Source organism: Lactiplantibacillus daowaiensis (assembly GCF_005405085.1).
Classification (GTDB): domain Bacteria; phylum Bacillota; class Bacilli; order Lactobacillales; family Lactobacillaceae; genus Lactiplantibacillus; species Lactiplantibacillus daowaiensis.
This window is the reverse complement of the sequence record NZ_BJDJ01000013.1, coordinates 1-24,057: the sequence shown is the minus strand read 5'-3', so window position 1 is coordinate 24,057 and position 24,057 is coordinate 1. Positions and strand designations below refer to the sequence as shown.

The 24,057-nt window shown below is 44.9% G+C and carries 21 protein-coding genes; 5 read left to right on the top strand and 16 right to left on the bottom strand.

The features are described from left to right. Nucleotides 1-8 precede the first annotated feature (8 nt). Nucleotides 9-869 carry an alpha/beta hydrolase gene (locus tag FFM75_RS08975; RefSeq protein WP_137628833.1) on the top strand — a complete coding sequence of 287 codons (861 nt, stop codon included), beginning with the start codon at nt 9-11 and terminating at the stop codon, nt 867-869. 81 nt (nt 870-950) lie between these two features. Here the strand turns inward: FFM75_RS08975 and FFM75_RS08970 are convergent, their stop codons facing one another. The 10 genes from FFM75_RS08970 to FFM75_RS08930 all read right to left on the bottom strand — a co-directional run bounded on the left by FFM75_RS08970 (nt 951) and on the right by FFM75_RS08930 (nt 13,208). Continuing rightward, nucleotides 951-1,952, bottom strand: a complete 1,002-nt coding sequence (locus FFM75_RS08970) for a zinc-binding dehydrogenase (protein ID WP_137628832.1) — start codon at nt 1,950-1,952, stop codon at nt 951-953. A 13-nt stretch (nt 1,953-1,965) separates the two neighbouring features. Continuing rightward, on the bottom strand, nt 1,966-2,559 hold the full coding sequence (locus tag FFM75_RS08965) for an NADPH-dependent F420 reductase (RefSeq protein ID WP_137628831.1): 594 nt from the start codon (nt 2,557-2,559) through the stop codon (nt 1,966-1,968). A 392-nt stretch (nt 2,560-2,951) separates the two neighbouring features. Then, a complete protein-coding gene (locus FFM75_RS08960) occupies nt 2,952-4,118 on the bottom strand; it encodes a MalY/PatB family protein (RefSeq protein WP_137628830.1) in 1,167 nt (388 codons plus the stop codon). Beyond that, nucleotides 4,108-4,974 (bottom strand): DUF3737 family protein, encoded by an 867-nt coding sequence (locus tag FFM75_RS08955; protein WP_137628829.1) that lies wholly within the window; start codon nt 4,972-4,974, stop codon nt 4,108-4,110. Before FFM75_RS08955 ends, FFM75_RS08960 begins: the two co-directional genes overlap by 11 nt. Nucleotides 4,975-5,144: 170 nt before the next feature. Further along, complete coding sequence (locus FFM75_RS13960) at nt 5,145-5,282, bottom strand: hypothetical protein (RefSeq protein WP_171001469.1); 138 nt, start codon at nt 5,280-5,282, stop codon at nt 5,145-5,147. Between the two features lie 39 nt (nt 5,283-5,321). Then, a complete protein-coding gene (locus FFM75_RS08950) occupies nt 5,322-7,112 on the bottom strand; it encodes an ABC transporter ATP-binding protein (protein ID WP_137628828.1) in 1,791 nt (596 codons plus the stop codon). Next, nucleotides 7,112-8,863 (bottom strand): ABC transporter ATP-binding protein, encoded by a 1,752-nt coding sequence (locus FFM75_RS08945; protein ID WP_137628827.1) that lies wholly within the window; start codon nt 8,861-8,863, stop codon nt 7,112-7,114. Before FFM75_RS08945 ends, FFM75_RS08950 begins: the two co-directional genes overlap by 1 nt. Nucleotides 8,864-9,007: 144 nt before the next feature. Further along, the gene (locus FFM75_RS08940) at nt 9,008-12,196 is read right to left on the bottom strand and encodes a YhgE/Pip domain-containing protein (protein WP_137628905.1); all 3,189 of its coding nucleotides are present in this window, start codon (nt 12,194-12,196) and stop codon (nt 9,008-9,010) included. 36 nt (nt 12,197-12,232) lie between these two features. Continuing rightward, nucleotides 12,233-12,718 carry a TetR/AcrR family transcriptional regulator gene (locus FFM75_RS08935; protein ID WP_223876646.1) on the bottom strand — a complete coding sequence of 162 codons (486 nt, stop codon included), beginning with the start codon at nt 12,716-12,718 and terminating at the stop codon, nt 12,233-12,235. A 160-nt stretch (nt 12,719-12,878) separates the two neighbouring features. Then, entirely contained in the window at nt 12,879-13,208 is a 330-nt protein-coding gene (locus FFM75_RS08930; RefSeq protein ID WP_137628826.1) for an ArsR/SmtB family transcription factor, read from the bottom strand. Nucleotides 13,209-13,385: 177 nt separating this feature from the next. Here FFM75_RS08930 and FFM75_RS08925 point away from each other — a divergent pair, with 177 nt between their 5' ends. Beyond that, the gene (locus tag FFM75_RS08925) at nt 13,386-13,649 is read left to right on the top strand and encodes a hypothetical protein (RefSeq protein WP_137628825.1); all 264 of its coding nucleotides are present in this window, start codon (nt 13,386-13,388) and stop codon (nt 13,647-13,649) included. A gap of 498 nt (nt 13,650-14,147) precedes the next feature. Continuing rightward, a complete protein-coding gene (locus FFM75_RS08920; RefSeq protein ID WP_137628824.1) occupies nt 14,148-14,612 on the top strand; it encodes a VOC family protein in 465 nt (154 codons plus the stop codon). A gap of 58 nt (nt 14,613-14,670) precedes the next feature. Here FFM75_RS08920 and FFM75_RS08915 read toward each other — a convergent pair whose 3' ends face one another. From FFM75_RS08915 to FFM75_RS08890, 6 genes are all read right to left on the bottom strand, one after another. After that, the gene (locus tag FFM75_RS08915) at nt 14,671-15,612 is read right to left on the bottom strand and encodes a DNA/RNA non-specific endonuclease (RefSeq protein WP_171001468.1); all 942 of its coding nucleotides are present in this window, start codon (nt 15,610-15,612) and stop codon (nt 14,671-14,673) included. An 88-nt stretch (nt 15,613-15,700) separates the two neighbouring features. Next, nucleotides 15,701-16,243, bottom strand: coding sequence for a GNAT family N-acetyltransferase (locus FFM75_RS08910; protein ID WP_137628823.1), 543 nt, complete (start codon nt 16,241-16,243; stop codon nt 15,701-15,703). Between the two features lie 75 nt (nt 16,244-16,318). Next, on the bottom strand, nt 16,319-17,827 hold the full coding sequence (locus tag FFM75_RS08905) for an MFS transporter (RefSeq protein ID WP_137628822.1): 1,509 nt from the start codon (nt 17,825-17,827) through the stop codon (nt 16,319-16,321). A 161-nt stretch (nt 17,828-17,988) separates the two neighbouring features. After that, nucleotides 17,989-18,531: a GNAT family N-acetyltransferase gene (locus FFM75_RS08900; RefSeq protein ID WP_223876645.1), complete on the bottom strand. Its 543-nt coding sequence runs from the start codon at nt 18,529-18,531 to the stop codon at nt 17,989-17,991. 68 nt (nt 18,532-18,599) lie between these two features. After that, complete coding sequence (locus tag FFM75_RS08895; protein WP_137628821.1) at nt 18,600-19,325, bottom strand: VIT1/CCC1 transporter family protein; 726 nt, start codon at nt 19,323-19,325, stop codon at nt 18,600-18,602. 17 nt (nt 19,326-19,342) lie between these two features. Continuing rightward, complete coding sequence (locus FFM75_RS08890) at nt 19,343-20,149, bottom strand: glycyl-radical enzyme activating protein (RefSeq protein ID WP_137628820.1); 807 nt, start codon at nt 20,147-20,149, stop codon at nt 19,343-19,345. 145 nt (nt 20,150-20,294) lie between these two features. Between FFM75_RS08890 and FFM75_RS08885 the strand changes: the two genes are divergently transcribed. Beyond that, nucleotides 20,295-21,053 (top strand): DeoR/GlpR family DNA-binding transcription regulator, encoded by a 759-nt coding sequence (locus tag FFM75_RS08885; RefSeq protein WP_137628819.1) that lies wholly within the window; start codon nt 20,295-20,297, stop codon nt 21,051-21,053. 252 nt (nt 21,054-21,305) lie between these two features. Further along, nucleotides 21,306-23,744, top strand: coding sequence for a glycyl radical protein (locus tag FFM75_RS08880; protein WP_137628818.1), 2,439 nt, complete (start codon nt 21,306-21,308; stop codon nt 23,742-23,744). Nucleotides 23,745-24,057: the final 313 nt, after the last annotated feature.

Below are 24,057 nucleotides of genomic sequence, written 5' to 3'. Positions count from 1 at the left end.
CTTATCCAATGACAAAAACTGCAACTGAAGAACGTCAAGCTCAACGCGCCCGCGAAACGCCAATCGACGCGGCGCAATGGGCGTCGGAACAAACTCGTACTGAAGAACTAACGGTGGCCGATGATTTGACCGCCAAACTTTATATCCACGAACCTAACTTCGTCCCCTCAGCAGGGATTATTATCGACTTTCACGGCAGTGGCTTTGTCCACTTACATAACGACCATGATACTTACTTTTGCAAACGCATTAGTAACGCCACCCACTATACCGTTTTAGATTTCGACTATCCGTTAGCGCCGGAGCACCCATTTCCAGCAGCTTTAGATGCCTGTGATCAATTGGTCCAACACGTCCAAGCCCACTACCGCGACTATAGTCAGGCGCCAACACAACGGTTAGTCTTAATCGGGCACAGTGCTGGTGGTAACTTGGTCATCGGCACGCAAATGCGGGCGCTAGCGCGGCAACAAGCGGTTGCCAATCTGGCGATTCTTGATTACCCGGCCTTGGATTTGGATACCGACCCCGATGATAATACTTATCCAACCGGCGCCGTAATTTCACCGGCACAGGCCAAGTTATTTAATCAATTTTACCGGGCAAAGGTACCGCTAGGGAATCCCTACGTGTCACCGGTTTTAGCCGATACTGATGCCTTAGTTGGCTTTCCACCGACCGTAATCCATACGGCGGACCACGACACGTTGGCCGCTGAAGCTGAACGTTTCGGTCAGCATTTAATTGCGGCTCAGACTCCTGTGACCATGCATCGCTATTTGAATTCAGTGCACGGGTTTACCGTTTCATTGACTGGTGAGTATCAGGCTTCATTTTTGGATATGGTCCGTGCCATTCAACAACTTTAATGGCCTTAAATCATAACTAGAACAAACCCGTATCACGTCGCTTTTGAGCCGTGATACGGGTTTGTTTTTATACGATTAACGTTAAGCTGTATGTTGTTTACCCACAACTCGAATGACTGTCTTACCGCGACTAGTCCCAGCTTGTAAGGCTTTTAGGGCCACTTGCGCATCTTCAAACGGCTGGACCATGCCAATCATCGGCTCGACGTCGCCGTCAATGACTAGTTGTGCCATAGCAGTTGCCATCACGGCTAAATCATGAATTTGATAGTGGTCATTGGAACGATAAACACCACCTAAGCCAGAACGAATTAAGCTCAGTGCGCGTTCATCAAGCTCAACGTGGTCAGGATAACCATCGCCAATGGCCACAATCTGGCCATTGTAAGCCATCCGATCCGTATCGGCCGCTAATTCCGCACCGCCAATCGTATTCAGACTAACATCGACGCCACGACCATCGGTGGCATCTAATACCGCAGCGGTCACATCTTCATGTTGATAATCAATTATCGTATCGGCCCCAATCGCAGTCACTAAGTCACGTTTGCGAGCCGATACCGTGGTAATTGTCTGCAGTCCCAATTGCTTAGCTAGCTGTAACGCCGCTAAACCGACCGCACCGCCACCGGCATGAATTAAAATACTGTGTACATTGGTCAAATTGACCTTACGATACAATGCTTGATAAGCCGTTAAGTTGGCGCATAAAATGGCCGCCCCCTGTTCATAACTTAAAGCACGTGGTAAATGCGCGACACTCGCCGCCAGCGTCGTGGTATATTCAGCTAAACCACCATTGCGTCTTAAATCACCATGATAAAAGACGCGGTCGCCAACTTTGAAATCAGTAATGGCTTTACCGAGTCGGGTAACTTCACCAGCCACATCAATACCAATGACATGGGGCGTTTGCCAATCAGCAACGCCACTCGCAATCACTTTATAGTCCACCGGATTCAAACCGACCGCGTGAACTTTCACTTGTAATTCGTCGTCATTAGGATATGGCATTGCCACATCCACTAACTGTAAATTTGCCAATCCAAGTTGCATTGAATTGGGTACGATCCATGCACGCACACTAATCCCTCCACTATTCGTCTAACTGTACAAAATGGGTATTGCCTAAACCACCACCAACTTGCATGACACTGCCACCATGTCGGAGTTTGCCCAGATTAACTGGCCGAAAGTTCAACGGCCGCACTAAGGCTGCAAAGTCCTTTTTGGCAGCAACGTCATCACCAGCATAGAATAAGACGCGCCGCCCCGGCCCCATCACATGACCATCCATAAATTCTGGTGGCAAGGTGTTGAACGCCTTGATCACCCGGGCGTTAGTCGCGGCAGCAGCAATCACTTCACTCCCCGTTAACGGTGCCGTCTTAATCTTCTTAAAGTCAGCAGTAAATTGATTCGTCACATCGATTACGACGCGTTGTTGATAATCATCAACTTGCTTTAAGACTTGCGGCGCCTGTTCAAACGGCACAGCAATCACGACTATCGCTTGCTGCAACGCCTCACTGACTTCAACAAAGCGCACATTTGGGTCAAATTCTTGCCGGCGTGTTGCTAAACTCGCGGCCCCCGCATGCCGACTAAGCAAAACTTGATGCCCACCACGGGCAAAGGTTTGGGCCAAAACAGTGCCAACAGTCCCTGCACCAACAATGCCAATTACCATTGTCAACACCACCTTCAAAATATAGTTGTTATGTTTATTCTAATAGAAGTGATTTTGAATTGGAAATTCTAAGCTTGGTGTTAAAACCAACAAAGCGATGATTTCAGATTAATACACGCTTCTATTAATCATGTGCACCTGAATCTGAAACAAAAAACGGCCACCTTTTCGGCGACCGCTTTTAATTTGAATCGGACATCAATTTTAGCAGTAGGTCAGCAGTCATGTAAGTCGCCGTGAAAGTGACGTTAGTTCGGCGGTTTAGGCCGAACTTAAAAGTGAAGTTCGAGACCGCTCTTCCGGCTCGGATCGGTCGTCACAGCGACTGGAATGACTCCTGACCGAAAGCGATAATTTCCGTGCGCTTCATTCATTTATCTAAGTCAGTTATCTTATTGCACTTGTGCCGCTAAGATACCTGTTTTTAAGCGCGCTAGCCCATCGGTCAACGTGCTGGTTGGACAAGCAATATTTAAGCGCAAGTATTGTGCACCATCACCCCGATAGACATCCCCAGCTGATAAAAACAAGCCGGTTTTCGTTCGAATAAATTGTGCCAAAGCCGCCGAATCCGTCGTCACTTGACTCACATCCAGCCAGATCAGATAAGTCGCCTGGGCTTCGATCACGTGAACTTGTGGCAGTTCTCGCTGAATAAAGGCCTGCACCTGGCGCTGATTAGCCGCAATCTTTTCCCGTAAGGCTTGGACCCAATCGGCACCTTGTTGATAAGCCGCCAGACTCCCAGGAATCGCGAACGAATTAGGTTCAGCTAATTCATCATTATTGATGGCGCGACTAACCAAAGCCCGCAAGTTAGCATCCGGGATAATCAGTGTGGCTGCATGTAACGCAGCGACATTAAAGGTTTTACTTGGAGAAACACAGCTCACACTATTGGCCGCGACGGCTGGGGTTAACGATGCAAACGGCGTATAGTCGTGGCCATTCAAGGTTAAATCACAGTGGATCTCATCGGCAATCACGACGACATGATGTTGTAACGCCAGTTCACCAATCCGCTGCAACTCATCACGTGACCAGACAATGCCAATCGGATTTTGCGGATTGCATAAAATCATCGCGGTCGTTAATGGCTCAGCCATCTTAGCAGCTAAGTCATCAAAATCGATTTGATAATGTCCTTCATGATCAACTAAGTCACTACTTAGCGTATGCCGACCATTGTTTTCAATCGAATGATAAAACATGTTATAAACTGGGGCTTGAACTAAAACGTTATCCCCAGGCGATGTTAATTTACGGACCAGCGACGAAATTGCCGGCACAACCCCTGTGCAAAATAATAACCAGTCAAGTTGTGGTCGAAAGTGGTGTTGCGTTGCCCACCAATTTGCCACCGCTTCATAATAAGCCGTGGGGACTTCTTCATAGCCAAACACCCCAAAAGCCGCGCGCTGTTTCAGTGCAGCGGTAATGGCTGGGGCCGTTTGAAAGTCCATATCTGCGACCCACATTGGCAATTCATTAGCTTGCACATCCCACTTAACTGAATTCGTGTGACGGCGGTTTAAAACCGTTTCAAAATCATACGGCATGACGCACCTCATTTTCATGATCGATTTTGATCACTGTTTGTTGGCGATCAATTGCGGGATCATCAAAGATCACTTGACCGACCCCGGCTGCATGAATCTTACCACTAATTGGGTTCTTAATGCTATCGACCGTTGATGTGATGTCTGCATCGATATGCCGACAATATTCAAAGGCTAAATCAGTATTAAGCAACGTACAATTTTCCAAAGTCACATTGTCCATATAGCAGAGCCCTTGGTCACTTTCAATCGTACAGTTGACAAAACGAATATTTTTCGAGTTCCAGCCTAAGTATTCGCCAATAATTTGTGAATCATAAACCGTGACGTTTTCGCAATTCCACAAGGCATCTTTGGTCATCAAAGTCGCATGATGGATTTCAACATTCTTGGCCCCATCAAATGCATAATTACCGACCAGATTAAACTCTTGGATCTTAATATTTTCACTGTTCATCCCAAAATAATCACCCGCTGCTTGGACATCGTTTAGTTCAATATCTTGGCATTGCCATAACGTTTCTTCGGCATCAGCAAAATGCACGTGGTTCAGCTTAATTTGACTCGCCCGCCGAAATAACTTGGGTGCTTGTAACGTACTGTTATTGATGGTGATATCGTGGGTATACCAAATACCAGAACGCGACATCGTTTCAAACAACCCGTGGTTCACCGTAATGTGTTTGCTGTACCAAAGTGGGTATTTCCACTTAAAGATGGGTTGATCTAAAACTAAGTCGTGACTTTCCTTTAATGGCGATTCGCCATCCGTAAAGGTCGTATTATTAAGTTGCAGGTCGTGGGCTTTGAATAGTGCCCGTTCGCCAGTTAAAACTTGTTGATTAATTGTTTTCAAGATTAAATGTCCTTCTTTCCAATCGATACGGATTAGGTATCTGCGATTAGCATAATCCCTTCGAGTTGGTCGAAGGCAAGTCATCCATCAAACTTTTTTTCTTAAATTTAACCGCATGATGATGCCCACAAAAAAATCAGTCACCATCACTGGTAACTGATCAATAACCCTTACTTTAATTTCACTTTGATTTTCAACTTATCTGGGACTTTAACCGTTTGGCGTTGATGGCGCCAGAGGATAAAACCGAGGACATGAGTGATGACTGATAATAACATGAATGGTAACGCAAAATGCTTTGACCGCATGACAATCACCTCGACTTAATTTAGCTCTAGCTTACCACATTAAACATCTGGATGGGCGGCATTTTGCAACTGAATCATATCGTAATAATAGCCACGTTGTTGCATCAATTCAGCATTCGTCCCACGTTCGACGATGCGACCTTGGTTTAAAACTAAGATTAAATCTGCATTTTGAATCGTGGATAACCGGTGAGCAATCGCAATCGTCGTCCGGTTAGCCTGAATCCGATTCAGCCCTGTTTGGATCATCGTTTCAGTTTCAGTATCCACATTGGCGGTTGCTTCATCTAAGATCAAAATTTTAGGATCAGTGACGATCGTACGAGCAAACGAAATCAATTGCCGTTGCCCCGCTGAATAACTCGCCCCACGTTCAATGACGCGGGATTGATAGTTTTGTGGTAAGTCATTGATAAACTCATCGGCTTTAACAAATTTAGCCGCAGCTTGCACTTGTTCATCTGAAATCTGATCGTTAAACATCCGAATATTAGAGTTGATATCCCCATAAAACATGAATGGCTCTTGCAGGACTAAACCCAACTTTTGCCGCAATTCCGCGGCTGGATACGCCCGAATATCTCGATCATCGATCAACACATCCCCCGATTGAAAGTCGTAAAACCGCATTAACACATTGATCGTCGATGTTTTACCACTCCCAGTCTGACCGACTAACGCCACCGTCTGGCCTGGTTCAGCGACAAATGACACGTCGTTTAATACTGGGTGCTGCCCATCATAAGCAAACGTCACGTGTCGAAATTCAATCTTACCACGCGTGATTTTAGCGGTTGGATCAGCGTGTTGCACTGGGGCTACGGTCGGATCATCCATGACCCGTAGCACCCGCGAACCAGCTACGACCCCGTCTTGAAAGTCTGATAAATTATCCATCATTTGCGTCATTGGGTTATAGAAATTGTCCAGATACGTGATAAACGCATAGACGACCCCCGCAGCGACATACCCATTCAACCCACGCACCCCAAAGATGCCTAAGACCATCACTGTGCCTAACGCATAAAACAAATTAATGATGGGACTTAATAATAGTGCATTGGTTCGAATCATCGCTTGACGCGTCTTAAAATACGCGTCATTCGTCTGATCAAATTCAGTGTTGATACGATGTTCTTGCCGGAATTGTTGAATCACACTAATTCCCGTAATCGCTTCACTAAGCTTGGTATTTAAATCGCTTAATCGCTCACGCATCCGCCGATACACCCGAGAACTATAGCGTTGGTAATACCAAATCGCGACACTAAGAAACGGCATAAAGACTAACAACCACAAGGCGATCGTCGCATCGGTCAAGTACATGGCAATAAATGAAGAAATCACCGCAAAAAAGGCCGTAAACAACGTATTGAATAGCGCCCAGAAATTGGCAAATGACATCGTATCATTGGTCAACCGCGATAGGATCGAGCCGCCTGGAACTTGGTCAAAGTACCGCATGCCCATGCGATGTAATTTGGCAAACATCTGCCGACGAACATTTTCTAACATATATTCAGCGCCCATCGTACTCGTGTAATTTTGCCCAAACTGCATGATGGCGCGCACAATCATGCCAAAGAAATATAGCCCGGCAAAATACCACATCATTGGCACCGTTGCGTGCCCCGTTTTCAAATAATGATCAATAAAGGTTTGTAAGATCCGTGGTAAATAAATGTTCACTAAACTAATCAAACCAGATAATAAAATCGTCGCCACAAAAAACCATTTAAAAGGCTTCGCATAGGGCAACAAGCGGCGTAACACGGTTAGTTGTTCTTTAACCGGCATCGACCGCGCCCAAACTGATTGTCGTGCTGCCATTATTGCACCGCCCCTTCCACTTTAGTTTCGAGTCGCTGGCGTTCAAACATTCGTTGATACCAACCATGTTGCTGCATCAATTCGGCATGCGTGCCACGTTCAACGATTTTTCCACCATCCATAACAATGATTTCATCCGCATTCATCACCGAACTCAAGCGATGCGCGGCGATAATGGTGGTTTTATCGGCCCGTTCCGCTTTTAGATTTGCTAAAATTTCGGCTTCAGTTTCAGCATCGACCGCTGATAAGGCATCATCTAAAATCAATAATTCTGGATTGATCAACAAAGCCCGGGCAATCGCCAACCGTTGCCGCTGACCACCTGATAATGAAATCCCTTGTTCCCCAACTTGGGTGTCATAACCGGCCGGCATCGTTGCAATTTGACCACTCAAATCACTTTTGGCTGCGACTGCTTCAACGGTTGCTTGACTGGCATGGGGGTCCGCAAAGCGAATATTGTCGCGAATCGTGTTTGAAAACAAGAAGCTCTCTTGGGGCACATATCCAATCGCTGGCAAATAACTATCCAGCGCATATTGCTTAATATCATGACCCCCATATAAAATATGGCCATCGTACTGATCGAATTCACGTAAAATCAACCGCATGATCGTTGATTTACCGGCACCAACTCGACCAACGATGCCAAGTGTTTGACCAGCTTTTAAGTCAAAGGTGACATTTTTCAAACTCGTCCCAGCATCGTTAGGGTAATTAAACTGCGTGATTTGATACTGAATATCACCAGTCGGCCGCTGGGCTAAGCCATGCCGCTGATCAATAATGGCACTCTTTTGCGTCAATAAATCCATCACGCGGTCATAAGAGGCATTGCCCCGTTCCATCGTGTTAAACAGCATCCCGACCGCAAACATCGGCCAGACCATCATGCCGAGATACGTGATAAACGACACTAAATTACCGATCGTAATCACATGATGCGTGACATATAACCCGCCTAAGACAATCGTCGCCGCATATGAAATCGCAATAATTAATGTTATCGCTGGGTCAAATAATGAGTCCAATCGGTTGACCCGCCGGTTGATTTTAATCGTTTGGTCGATTTGGGCGTTAAAATCGGCGACATCGGCTTTTTCTTGGCCTAACGCTTTAATCACTTTAATCCCACTGATACTTTCTTGAGCCTTATTGTTCAACCGCGAAAAAGCGGCTTGTGACGCCCGAAAGGCCACATGAATTTTCTGGCCTAAATACCAAGACACCACGGCCAACAATGGAAATGGGACAACGGCAATCAAGGTCAAACGCCAATCAATCAACATCATCATGGCAATTAACGTTGTCCCACCGGTAATAATGGAATCAGCAAATTGCAAAATCCCGCCACCAGCCACCCGCTCTACGGCAGTCAAATCATTGGTCGCATGCGCCATTAAGTCACCCGTCCGATACGTTTGATAAAAAGTCGCATCCATTTGCATAAAGTGCCAAAAGAGGCGTTCGCGTAAGGTCCGCTCTAACCCAGCGGCGCCACCCCAAATCGCGTTACGCCAAATATACCGAGTCAAATATTGGCCGACTGCCGCGGCCGCCACAATGACCAAATAAACGGTCAAGGTTTTGGCAGTCAACGTATGCTGGTTAATGCCATCGACGACATCCCCAATAATTCGTGGCGGTACAATGCCAATCAGCGCCGTCAGAATCAGTCCGATGACCCCCGCTGAATACAATTTCCATTCACGCCGAAAATACCAGCCAAGTTTTAAGAAAATCCCCACCAGTGACACCTCCAAAATTTTAATTAAATTTTAATGAAACAAACATTAATATTACCACAGTTAATCAGCTAAATTCGTTATTTTGTCTGAACACAAAAAACACGCCGCTGACAATTAAGTCAACGACGTGCTTTAAATTAAGCCCTATTTACCGGCTTTCATTTGAATCGGTGCATCTGATGGTTCTTGTAAGTTCTTCTTCTTCAAGTAAACCATTGAAGCCCATAAGAGGACTAAGGAGACAACGGCAAACAAGATCAAGACCATAATTGACGAGACGAATGTCCCAGTTCCCCAGCCACCGGTCAATGATTCCCGGAAAGCTAAGATCGAGTAAGTTAACGGCAAGTATGGATGGATGACGTTAAAGAAGTGATTGGTAATTTCCATTGGGAAGGTCCCACCAGAACCACCAAGTTGTAACATCAAGATAACCATTGCCACGAACCGACCAGGATTATCAAATAACATCGACAAGAACATGACTATCAGCATCGACGCAATCGCCATAATAATGGCAGTCGTAAAGTAACCAGCCATACTGATTGGTTTCAAGCCAACGATCAATAATGCGATACATTCAATAATCGCCATCAAGACTGCGACTGGTAAACCAACCGCTAACTTGCTTAAGAACCATTCCGTGGCAGTCCCATCATCATCAGAGATACGACGGATTGGATAAGCAAAGTTAAAGACGATCGCCCCAACATACAAGGCTAACGACAAGACATATGGCGCTAACGCATGGCCGTAGTTTGGTACATAACTGTAGTTAGAATGCGTCAATTTAGATGGGGTAGCAAACATCTGTGCATTGGCATTCTTCAATGGGGTGGCATTAACCGTATCCGCACCACTTTGCAGTGATTTCGCTAACGTACCATTCCCATTTTTAAGCTTCTTAGTCCCACTTAATAACTTCGGTGAGTTGGCATCGAGCTTGTCAGCACCATCTGAAAGTTGTTGGACACCTGAGACTAATTGACCAGTGCTACCTTTTAAGGTTTGCATCCCAGTGTTTAACTGTGTTGCACCAGTGTCTAGTTGTTGGACACCAGTAGTCAAAGCGGGCACTTTCCCATTTAACGTTTGTAACCCACCAGTGACTTGTTGTGAACCGTTAAACAACTGTGAAACACCTGAAACTAAAGTTGGTACTTGTTGATTCAATTGTGCATTGCCTGCAGCAACTTGTGAGGCACCATCAACTAATTTAGCAGAATTATTTGTTAACTGTTTACCACCATTACTCAAGGCACTAATACCTTTTGTTAACGCTGGCACCTGACTATTCAACGTGGTCAATCCAGTTGATAATTGGCTTGCACCGCTGTTCAAAGCACTTGAATTAGCGGATAATTTACTCGTTCCAGCAGCCAATTGAGTACTCCCACTTGCAACTTGACTGCTACCATCAACCAATGCCCCAACACCTGTAACCAATGCTGGTACCTGACTTTGTAAACTATTGGTTCCAGCAGCCAAAGGCGTTATGATTTTGTTTTGAATATCCGTCATTGAACCAGTCAGTTTATTTGAACCAGCTTGTAAAGCTTGAACGGCAGTTGCCATTTCACTCACTTGACCAACTAATTCATTAACACCAGTTTGAAGTTGTGCAAAACTATCGGTCAAACTACCAGTAGTTGTTGTGGCTGGTTGAGCGGCAGCTACAGCAGCTTTCAAATTAGCTGCATCTGACTTCAAAGCGGTAGCCGCAGTTGTATCAACTTGATTAGTTGACTTAGTTGTTGTATTACTACTCTTGCCAACACTAGCTAATGACGCCTTTAATGCTGAAACTTGTGCCGCACTTAAATCACTACTCTTAGCAACGGCATCGATTTTAGCATTAATTTCACTAGTCACATCACTGCTATTATTAGTTGTCGTACTAGTGGCTGTACCATTAGCTAATTGATCCGCATGCGTTTGCATATCAGCGACAATTTGGTTTACCTTGGCAGTACTACTACTTGTTTGACCGGCTGCTGCTAGCTTTGTTTGAATTGCTTCTAACTGCTTGGCCATTGCTGCCATACCAGCCGTTAATTGTGTCATTTTGGCCTGGTTTTCTTCGCTAGTCATCGTACTGTGTAAATTACCTAATTGTGTTGATAATTCACTACTACCTTGTTCAAGTTGACCAAAGTAACTCGTTAACGCAGTTGTCCCGGTAACTAGGTCATTGGCGCCATTAGTTAAGGCACCACTTTTACTTTGTAATTCAGTCAAACCACTGTTAACTTGTTGAGCACCACTACTCAATGTTTTTAAGTTGCTATTAACTTCATCGACACCAGCAGTATATGTGGATAAGCCACTCGTTAACGTTTTAGACCCAGTTGTTAAAGCAGTGACACCACTTGATAACGCCCCGGTCTTACTATTCAAGGTCCGCAAACCACTAGATAGCGTATAAACACCATTGGTGTAAGTAACCACGCCGACTTTAACGGCCTTTGAACCATCAGCTAACTTAACAACCCCACTGGCAAGTTCACCAGTTTTACTATTAAGTGTCCCTAGTCCACTAGTCACTTGACCAGAACCATCAACCAACTTGCTAACACCACTAGCTAATTCGCCAGTACTGCCATTTAAGGTATCTAAACCAGTCTTCAACGCACTGGTTCCGTCAGCCAACTTATTAATCCCAGCTGGCATCGCCTTAACCTTGGTATTTAATTCTGTCGTCCCGTTTTTCAACGTGTGTACCCCGGTCGTGTACGTCTTCAACCCGGATTGCAGTACGACGGTCCCGTCTTTCAACTGCCGGGCCCCTTTAGCTGCTTTATCAAAGCCCTTACCGGCAGTTTTAACTTGCTTAAACATCGCTAGCGCATACGCTTTGGTCACGGATGCACGAATATTTTGGTTCAACTGAGTCGCCCCAGCGTCACTAATCACTTTAGCGATGTAGTTTAACGACGCATTTGTTGAATAATGTAATTTCATCCGTTGTGGATGCTTGCTCGTCACCGTGGTGGCGTGCTTAGAAAAATTGCTTGGAATCGTGACGACCGTGTAATACTTATGATTGGCCATACCCTGTTCGGCTTTATCCGCTGAAACAAAGCGCCAACCTAACTGGTCGTTTTTCTTTAAGTTTTTAACTAGTTCTTCCCCAACGGCAAACCGCTTGCCTTGGTAGTTGACCGGCTTGTCATTATTTACGACTGCTACCGGTAAATTTTTTGTATCCCCGTACGGATCCCAGACCGAAGTCAGGAAGAAGACACTGTATAGAAATGGAATCAGAATCATAACTGACACTGAAATCCAAAGAATTTTATTATGACGAATTGATCGCCATTCCCCGCTAATCATCTTCAAAACATGGAACCTTCCTTCACCAAAATAAAATCAAACTGAATGCTGCTCAAGTGAGAAAAAACTGGCCAACGTTGACTGAATCGCCTTTTGCGTTGCTAACGCGGCCCCGTCTAAATTCTCACTACTTAACCACTGCACGATACTTGCAATGGCCCCACTTACCAGATATGCCGTTAAGTCCGGTTGGACCGACTTGCGCATCATCACAAAGACCCGATCGGTTGCACCGGTCTGGGCAATCGTTAAAAAACACTCATTAATGACTTGCTGTGAGCGATTATTGTCACCCTCAGTATTGGTCACCAGCAAGTGACGTAAAATCTGCGTGTGCGTTCCGATAAAGCGTGCCATCACACCTGAGCCAGCAGCATTCGCTTGTTCCGCCGCCAATAAGTCTTCAATTGCGCGCATCACCATTTGCGCGAGTAAGTCGAATTTATCCGTATAATACCGATAAAAACTACTGCGATGAATGAGTGCTCGTGTACAAATCTGTTCAACCGTGATTTGTGACATCGAACGCCCTTCCAATAGCTGGTACATGGCGCGCTGTAGATCCAGCTCCGTGCGAATTGAAATTGTAACCACCCCTTTTAATCTAATGATTCTTACATTCGAATATTAGAATGAATTAGACCTAAAACAACGCTGCTCCCGTAGCAACGCTTTTAGTCCCCTAATGTAAATATGGTTTTTGCTTCAAATCTTCACGTAACGTATGAATCAAATGTTCAACTTTCGTTAGTGGTCCATCAAACGTAACATGATAAAAATTACGGGTTCCTTGGCGTTCGACCGTCACAAAATGATGATCCTTTAGTGTCTTCAATTGATGCGAGACAGCTGGTTGAGAAATCTGCATAATCCTGGTTAACTCCCCAACGGTTAACCCATCCGTATGTTGCGTTAACTCAATCATAATTTGTTGCCGCCGTTCATCGGCAAGAACTTCAAAAATCGGAATCGTTTCCCGGAATTCTTGTAACGCAGCTTCGTTGCGATTCATTGCATAGCCTCCTTCATTCTTATATTCTAATATTGGAATGAATCAATGGTAATCCTTTTCATCATTGATTGCAACACTTATTTAAAACTGTCGGATTTTGCTACACTTCACTAGAACTGGCCTTCTGCTCGTTAAAGAAACCGTTTACAATTGCATTAATACAGGGAGGCGACCGCCATGAAACCACTCAATCAACATGCCATTTTAATTCGGTTATTACTCATCACAAGTTGTTGGCTAATCATTCAACTCTTACTATTGCCTTATACCGTTCATCAAAATGACCTCGTCTTAACCTACTCAAGTGTTGCCCTGTTAGGGCTGATTTTAGCTGTGACCGGTTATGATACTTACCGCGTTAGTCGGCACACCAAAGCTGCCAGTTTTATTCTTGTTGACTTATTAACACTAGTCGCAGCAGCGATGCTACTATTTATTTAACCGCTACACATTCAGTCATAAGTCACGTCACATTTTAAGTTGCATGAGATTACCGAAATCCGGTGATCTCATTTTTTGTCTACCCCATTTTTGCCAACAAAAAAGCACCTAACTTGCAGAATAGTTAGGTACTCAAAGGGTAATTGCAATCCAACGACTTGTCGCAATGCCCTAGCTGGGAACTAGACCATCGTTATGGAAAAATCACAGGACTTTCTGGGAAGGATTGCCCGTAATTCAGGTCGCACGGTTTGGGTAGCGCTACTTGTCAATATAATAAGAGAAAAAAATTGCTATCAACGGCGGTTAAGTAACGCTACACCTAATAGTATAAGCACCGTTATTAGAAAAGCCAGCGATGATTAGACCAATTTGTCGTGAAATCCGACAGTTTTCAAGGATTGTCTCGCAATTAAACAATAAGTCCGATTAAGTGGCAATGTAATCGCTTAATGCTATACTTTTGACAACTAAATGACTCATTAAGGAGTGACAGATATGCAATCACAACTATACCCATATTTAGCCTTTGAAAATGCCAAGACAGCCATCGACTATTACCAACGGGTCTTTGGCGCAACTGACGTTTATCGGTTAAGCCCACAACCGGAACAAGCGCAGCAATTCGGGTTACCAGCTGACGCGGACCTCAACAATATGACGATGCACGGTGGCTTCACCATTTTAGGCACGAAAATCGAATGTTCGGACGCGTTTCGTGGTACCCCGCAACCATCCGACCAGATTTCGTTGATGCTTGATCTCAATAGCGAAGATGCTGATAGCGCCCAAGCAGCCGAAGCATTCTACCAACACTTAGTCACTAGCGATGACGTTAAGATCACCATGCCGTTTGCTGAACAATTCTGGGGCGGCAAGATGGGCCAATTCATTGACAAGTTTGGCATCACTTGGATGCTACATACCTCACCTTGGTCAATCGCCGCTGACCATCAAAAATAGCCCTACAAAAAAACGTTGGCCATCTTGACGATGACCAACGTTTTTTGCGTTGTAATACTTATTTAGTCGCCTTGTTGTAGGCTTTCTTGGCGTACTTATAGCCATATTTATATAGTTCTTTTTCAACTTGTTTACTTGTCGTTGGCTTGCGTGAATAACTACTGGTGCTAGTGCCCGTACTGTTACTGCTCGTCACCTTGTCCGCACCGGCAACTTGCATACTGGCATCGGCTTTACCACGACCCGTGGCATAGTCAAAACTCACCCCAGGTTCAACATTCCAAATATACACGTTGAAATTAACACTACCATCGGTTGAAACGGCTTGTGACCAGTAACCACGTGGCATCAATTCATTGCCCCGAAAGACAGTCGTCACCCGGTAAATGACTTTCTTGCCTTGTTCCAAGGCAGTCCGCACTTGATTTTCATAAATCTGCATGGTCTTTTGGTTTGAATAAGCGGTCTGAGTCGCTAAGTTCTTTGGGTTATCCAAAGAACCAGCTTCACCAGCCTTGTAAGTCCCAGTATTCGTCAAGTTAAAAGATAAGGTATACGCAATCAAATGCCCCCGATTTTGGGGATAAACGCGCTTGCCATTGACCTTGATTGGTTGATTATGCCACCCCGTCGGACTCCAAGTCTGGGCCGTGCGCCCTTCAGAACGGCCCAAATTGGCTTTGCTCAAATAAGCTGTATCCGTTGTCGTCCGATTCAAGCTATCCAAATTACCATAGTCAATCTTGGCATGTTTCCATAGACTTGCCTTTAACGTGCTTTTCCCATTATTCACTTTAATCGCAGCAGCCCCACCAGACTGGTACGTCTGTTTGGCTAATGTCGCATACGTGCCCTTAACATTGTCACTCGTCGCAGTGCTACTTGAAGCATTATCGGTTGAACTAGCAGAATCCGTTAGCGAATCCAGACTACTACAACCACCCAGTAACACAGCCAACCCTAAAATACTTAATACGGTGCCTAAACGCCATCGTCTCATCAATTTACTCCGCCCCATCTGTATAAAGTTTACAATACTTATCATACCGTACTTTCGCCAGGGGAACAAATGTTTTTTGAGCCAATCTTTATTGGCGTTTGGCTAACCAGTCATCCCGCAAAATTCCGTATTTAACTGAATCATAGTAGTGATCTTGCCAATAACGGACTTGCGGAATCCGACCTTCTAGTTGCAACCCAATTTTGGTCGCCAAACGCATCATTCGTTGATTGCCTGACCACGTCGTTAACCCAATATGGGGCAAATCCGTGACCTCACTGAATAAATGATCTAACCACAATGGCAAGGCTTGTTGGCCAATATGTTGCCCCCAATGGTGATCATCAAAAATCAAGATGCCCACTTCTAACCAACGCTTTAAGTCATCATCGACAAAATGATAATTCACACTGCCCACGATTTGGTCATCCGCCGTAATCACCCAGTTTCGCGGTTCAATCAGCCAGTCATGTGGCCCCACTAAATGGGTAAACACCGCTTCACTAGGTAAGTCATCATGAAAATACGGGCCATTCCATTTGAGCCATTCGGCATCTGGATGACTAAACCCAATTTGCCATACTTGTGGTAATTCTGCGGCCGTTACCGGTCGAATCTTAATCGTTGCCATACGCAACCCCTCCAAACTATCTGTTTTAGTATAGTAAAAGGCGGTCTTAGCAACAACTAAAACCGCCTTAAATCATTAACTTAAATGTTGAGTCATTTTGACTGACTTCAGACGCAAATGATGATGTACCCGGGGCTTCCGGAACATCAAAATATTGACTGCGATCCCAATCACTAATAAGACTAGCGCTAGTCCCATAATATGGTGCAAGCCGGCATGTAAAATCGACCGCATTGCGGGCACCAAACTTGCTGGTAACTGCTGGGCACTCGTCGCATCACTCAGTTCATTTAACATATTCATCGTGATCTTACCATGTGATTGCGCCACCCCGGTCGTTAGCGACTGGTTCAACACCACACTGTAAATCGACGACATGAACGTCTGACCAAGCATCCGCACTAGCAAACTAAACGACGTCGCAATCGGCACATCACGATGATCAGCTTGTTGTTGGACACTCACTTGTAAGACCGTAAAACAAATCCCAATCCCACAACCTTGAAAGGCCCCAGCTAACAGTAAGAACCAGTAACTGGTCTTCAACCCAGCAATCGCCAACAAGCCACAAGCAATCAACATGCCCGCAAAGCCAATCATGACCACCGTCCGCGTTGACCATTTGCGTTCTAAATTTGAACTCCATTGTGCCCCTAAGAAGTTCGTGATTGACCCCGGAATCTGGGTCACCCCACCAATAACGGCCGTTGTCCCTAATAAGCCTTGTGCCCACATTGGGACATAGACATTAAAGCCAACAAAGAACCCGTAGATCAAGAAAAACATGATAAATGACGCTAATAAATACCGATTCTTAAACAGCCGACTCGGAATAATTGGATCAACTGCCCGTTGTTCAGCCACCATTAAGCCGCCTAACAGGGCGACTGATAGCCCTAAGATCGCTACCACCCCAATGATTGGTAACTTACCAATCATTTCAATGCCGACTAATAGACTGACTAAACCACTGGAAAGTAACAAGGCCCCTAAGTAATCGGTCGCCGTTTTAGTCGTAGTCAGTTTAGGCGCCTGATATAACGCTTGAATAATCAAGATGGACGCTAACCCAATCGGGACATTGATGTAAAAGACCCAATGCCAACCGAAGTTATCCACAATAAAACCACCGACCAAAGGCCCGATGATTGCCGCCGTACTAAAACTTGCGGTCACATAACCAAAGATCTTCCCACGCTTAACGGGGTCTTGATAAATTTCCGCATAAATAATATACGGAATCGCGGTCATCCCGCCACTCCCAATCCCCATGATCGTCCGGGCAACGATCAAAAAGATAATGTTAGGCGCTAATCCTTCTAGCAACGCGCCGACCACAAAGATACTGGTCGAAATCTGATAAGCTTGCTTATTGCCGATTCGCTCACCTAACTTACTCCACAAAGGGGTCGTTACTGCCCCACCTAATAAGAACACCGCCACAATCCAACCCATGAGTTGTAACCCATGTAAGTCACTAATAATTGCGGGTAAAGCCGTACTAATAATCGTACTATCCAAGCCATTCATGGCATTTGATAATAACAACGCAATCGTCACAATCATGACAACTTTTTTCGACACACCGAAACCCCTCTCAAACACACTTCATAAAAATAATTGCAAAATAAGCATTTAACTATACCTTTAAGATTACACTAATTTCAGAAAGAGCGCGAGGGGTTTCAGAAAGAACTGCGCACAAAAAAACTGCTTCAGTCAACATGACCTAAAGCAGTTACAGCTTACATGGCTTGCGACGGTTGAGCCGCTTGCCAGTCGTTTTTCATTAAGTTGTAGGCCATCACCCGAATCGTGGTGCCATTATCTAGCGTAAAGGTTTCAAGCTCACCCATGTCATGCATCCCCATCTTAGCCATCACGCGGCCCGAATTAGGATTAGCATCGGCATAATGCGCTTGAATCTCTTCAAACCCTAACGTCTCAAAGCCGTACGCCATCAAGGCTGCCCCCGCTTCGGCAATGTAACCATGCCCCCAAGCCGCGGGAGTTAACGCATACGTCAAAATACCAGTCGTTTGTTCCGGATGAAATTCATAAAAACCGACTAACGCATGAGTCGCACGGTTTTCCAGAGCAAAGGTTGTCGTCGTATCCGCTAAAAAGTGGGTTTTAAAACTGTCATCAAATTCAGTGGGCGTCTTTAACGCCCGATACCGCAAATAAGCCACGACTTGTGGGTCTAAAAGCATCGCTTGTAAGGCATCGTGATCGGTCATCTGAAATGGCCGGATAATGAGCCGGTCAGTCTTAATTAGTTGCAACATGGTCATCTCCAAATTACTGTTAATTTCACCAGTATAGTGATTTTCAGTAACTTTTCAATGATTTAGTTCTAACCACCAATCGTCGTATGAAACAACTCACCAAGTGCAAACGTTATCACCGTCGTTAACAATCCCACCGCAATATTCCGAATAATCGTCCGCTTCGTCGACATCGTTTGTGAGTGGGAGCTGACGACGCCATTCATGCCCAAGGCAATAATCATCGCAATCAAAGTGCCCAATACTTTATATGGATTAGGGACCAGTGTCATTGCCATTAGTGGAATCAAGGCGCCGGTGATAAATGATAGAAATGACGTTGCCGCCGCATGCCATGGGTTTAAATAATGCCCGACTTTGATTTGATACGTGTTGGCAACTTCTTCATCAACTTGCGCCTCAACTTTGACATTAGCCATCAGTTCATCAGCCACGATGGTTGCCGTTTTAACACTCAACCCCCGTTTTTGGTAACTGTTGATCAAATGTTGCCGTGACATTGTCGGGGTCGTTTCAGTCTCGTGCAAGACTTTTTTGACGGTATTGCGTTGAATATCATGTTGGGCGCTAACGGAGATGTATTCACCGCCCGCCATGGAACAAGCCCCGGCTAACATCCCAGCAACCCCAGAAACGAGCAAATAGGAACTTGAAAAGCTGGCCCCCATGGCGCCTAATACGATGCCCGAAACTGAAATGATTCCATCATTAGCACCCAGGATTCCCGCCCGAATAATGTTTAACCGATCGGCTAAAATCGTATGTTTAAACGCCGTTCTTAATGAAAAATCCATCTTTGTTCGCTCCCAGTCTACCAACCATTGATCCGCACTTTGACACCGTGCTTTTCAATCATCTTTTTATAGTCTACTAAATCATCTGCTTGTAGTTGTTTCACGTCTTTTAATTCATATTCCCGGCCCAAATCTTGATACTTCTTCAACCCAAACTGATGGAACGGCAATAATTCAACTTCTGGCACCCCTAATTTCACGAAGAGGTCGCCAAAATGATCGGCATCATCTAAGGTGTAATTAAAGCCAGGGATCACTGGGATCCGAACCATCATTGTCTTATGCGCTTGCACGGCGGCTTCAAGATTTTTTAAAATCACGGTGTTGTCAGCACCGGTGCCAACTCGGTGTTGATTGCGATCCCATTGCTTACAGTCATAGTACATAAAGTCCATATAAGTCATGAATTGCTTGAATAATTTAGGCGTCGTGTACCCCGTGGTCTCACAAGCCAAGTGAATCCCTTCCGCTTTAATTGCCTTGGCTAATTCAATGGCAAATGGGGCTTGAAATAACACTTCGCCACCAGAAAAGGTGACCCCGCCACCAGATTCTTCATAAAAGTCGCGGTCTTGCAACACCACTTTCATAATCTCATCAACCGTCATATAATCGCCAACGATGGTTTCCTTCGCGGTTTGTTCATCGTACATCGACTCTTGGATCCCGGATTGTGATTCCGGATTTGAACACCACTTGCATCGAAGCGGACAACCTTTAAAGAAAACCACGGTCCGAATGCCGGGACCATCATTGATACTGAACTTTTGAATATTGAAGACCAGCCCCTTTAGCGGTGCCGTCGTCGCAGTTGCTGCAGCCATGCTGAGTCACTCCTTTGTTTGCTTTTGCCTATATCCTAACGCATTTAATATCAAACGTAAATGCTTTTTCTTTCGAAAGAAAGCTGCTATCTATCGATTAAACCCAGCGGCGTGCTATAATAATGCAGACAGGACGGTGACCGTAATGAACAAACGAAATGAACAACTCCTCCAAATCGTAAATCAACGCAAAAAAATCGAAGTGAATGAACTAGCTGACTTACTGCAAGTTTCGAAAGTAACCATTCGTAAAGATTTAACCCAACTTGAAGACCGGGGCTTATTACAACGTCAACACGGGTTTGCCATCATTAATAATCCTAACGACCTCAAGTTCCGCTTAGCGCAGAACTACGATACTAAGCGACAAATTGCTAAAGTCGCCGCAGCAAAAGTGCAAGACAATGAAACGATTATGATTGAATCTGGTTCGACTTGTGCTTTGATGGCCGAAGAGCTGGCACAAGCTGATAAACACGTTACGATCATTACGATTTCTTTTTTTATTGCCAATTACATTCGCAACTACCCCAATATCAACGTCAACGTTTTAGGCGGTGAATACCAAGCCGATTCCCAAGTTGCGGTGGGGCCATTAACTAAAGCGATGCTCGCAAACTTTCATACGAACAAGTTATTCCTAGGCACTGATGGTTTTGATGCCCAATTTGGCTTTTATAGTAACGACATCATGCGGGCCGATACCGTGCAAGCAATGGTCGCAAACGCCGAAAATACAATTATCTTAACGGATTCTCGTAAATTCAACGCCAAGAGTACCGTGCGGCAGTTAGCCTTTAATCAAGTTGACACCGTTATTACCGACGACCAAGTCGCGGCTAACGTTCGCGAGTTGTTACGCCAAGAACAAGTGCACTTAGAACTAGTTCACACCGATGCTTAGAGCCGATTGGTTCTAAGCTTTTTTTGACGCTATTTTGGGTTTAATATGATCTCTAACTAACGCTAATGCCCAGCAGTTCAAAAACTTCCCTGTCAACGACAATTACAGTTGGATTGCACATTCGTGCATTTTGACTTTACTTTATGATTCAACTAACTTCCCTCTTAAAAACGCTTGACCAAACCAGGTAGCATGTTATGATAATTACGTAAGAAAGATAAATTGGTTTCGAACAACAGGAGGAACGTAATTATGACAGCAACACTTACTCAAAATAAAACCACCGAAAACCACTTTGGCAAGTTAACGCCGATGATGGATCGTTTTCGGGATAGTATTATTGATGCGAAGCCTTATGTTGACCCCGAACGGGCCATCTTAACCACTGAAACATACCAAGCCCATCAAGATGAACAAGTCGATATTTTACGAGCTAAAATGCTCGAAAACGTCCTCGCCAAGATGAGTATCTTCATTGAAGACGATACCCTCTTAGCCGGGAACCAAGCACGACAAAACCGTTGGGCACCAGTCTTCCCTGAATATTCGATGAACTGGGTCATTGATGAACTCGATACCTTTGAAAAGCGCCCTGGCGATGTCTTCTATATTACTGAAGAATCTAAAAAAGAACTCCGTGATATTGCCCCCTTCTGGCAACATAATACGTTGGAAGACCGTGGTTACAAGTCATTCCCCGAAGCTAGTCGAATCTTTTATGACTTAGGCGTAATCGGTGCTGATGGCAATATCACCTCTGGTGACGGTCATATCGCGGTTGACTACAAAAACGTGGTCAATAAAGGGTTGAAATGGTACGAAGATCGCATCAAAGCCGCCTTAGCTGACCTTGATTTGACCGACTTCTCAAGTCAAAAGAAATACTACTTCTATAAAGCTGGTTTAATTGTTATTGATGCGATTCATCACTTTGCCCAACGCTATGCGGATTTAGCGGCCAAGCAAGCGGCTAGTGCGACGAATCCAACCCGTAAAGCGCAGTTAGAAAAAATGGCCCACATTTTAAACAAGGTACCTTACGAACCAGCGGATACCTTCTATGAAGCAATCCAAGCCGTCTGGTTAGTCCATTTGACCTTGCAAATTGAATCTAACGGGCATTCCGTTTCTTATGGCCGTTTAGACCAATACCTGGACCCATTTTATGAACGTGACTTAACGACTGGTGAAATCGATGCTGACCAAGCGACTGAATTGTTGACCAACCTTTGCCTCAAGACGTTGACCATCAATAAAGTGCGCTCATGGCAACATACGGAATTCTCAGCTGGGAGTCCACTTTACCAAAACATTACGATTGGTGGGCAAACGCCTGATGGTCGAGATGCCGTCAATCCAATGTCATATTTGATTTTACGGGCGATTGCCCAAGCGCACTTACCACAACCAAACTTAACGGTGCGGTATCACAAAGGCTTAAGCGACAAATTCATGCGTGAATGTGTCGAAGTCATTAAACAAGGCTTAGGGATGCCCGCCTTTAACAACGACGAAGTTATCATTCCATCCTTCATCCGACGCGGTGTCAAAAAAGAAGACGCCTACAATTACAGTGCGATTGGCTGTGTAGAAACAGCCATTCCTGGCAAATGGGGCTACCGGTGTACTGGGATGAGCTTTATCAACTTCCCACGGGTCTTACTTATCGTGATGAACGGCGGGATTGATCCTGAATCGGGCAAACGGTTATTACCCGATTACGGTAAGTTCACCGACATGACATCTTATGATCAATTGATGGCCGCTTGGGACAAAGCCTTACGTGAAATGACGCGCCAAAGTGTCATTATCGAAAACAGTTGCGACCTGGCTTTGGAACAGAATTACCCTGACATCTTATGCTCCGTCTTAACTGATGACTGTATCGGCCGTGGTAAGACGATCAAAGAAGGTGGTGCCGTTTACGACTTTATTAGTGGGCTACAAGTTGGAATTGCTAACTTAGCGGACTCCTTAGCCGCCGTTAAGAAGTTAGTCTTTGAAGAAAAGAAGCTCACCACCCAACAACTTTGGGATGCGCTCCAATCGGACTTTGCGGGTGAAGATGGTGAAGCCATTCGCCAGATGCTTGTGGACGATGCCCCTAAATACGGCAATGATGATGATTACGTCGATGATTTGATTGTTGAGGCTTACCAACCATACATTGACGAAATCGCTAAATACAAAAATACCCGTTATGGTCGCGGCCCAATCGGTGGCTTACGGTATGCCGGCACATCGTCAATTTCTGCCAACGTTGGGCAAGGACATAGTACGTTAGCCACCCCTGATGGCCGCCATGCCCGGACTCCATTAGCTGAAGGCTGTTCTCCAGAACATGCCATGGATGCTGATGGTCCAACGGCCGTCTTCAAGTCTGTGTCGAAGTTACACACCGAAGATATCACTGGTGGCGTCCTTTTGAATCAAAAAATGTCACCGCAGATCTTACGGAGTGATGAAAGTTGTATGAAATTAGTCGCACTCTTACGGACCTTCTTCAATCGACTCCATGGCTATCACGTCCAATACAACATCGTGTCACGTGATACCTTAGTCGATGCTCAAAATCATCCCGACAAACACCGCGACTTAATCGTCCGGGTTGCTGGTTACTCAGCATTCTTTGTCGGCTTATCTAAAGAAACTCAAGACGATATTATTGAACGAACTGAACAATCACTTTAACATGAGACTGCATAAAAACCGCCCTGGCAAATTTCAGGGCGGTTTTTAACTTGTGACCATAAGAATGTAAAAATTTCAATGCGTTCTAATGGATTTTTTCGATCAACGAACTTTCTTCAAATTTCTTAATGCGCTACCGGACAAAAATGCTGCTAAATTATTAGCTCGAATCTCATTAATCGAGCAGAAAGGCATTCAAATCGCAATCAATCAAAAATGGATTAAAAAAATTACAACTAGGGACTGTCTGAAAACTAAAAATTCAGGTATAATCTGAGGAAAAACGAATCGAGGCATTCCGATGACAACACCT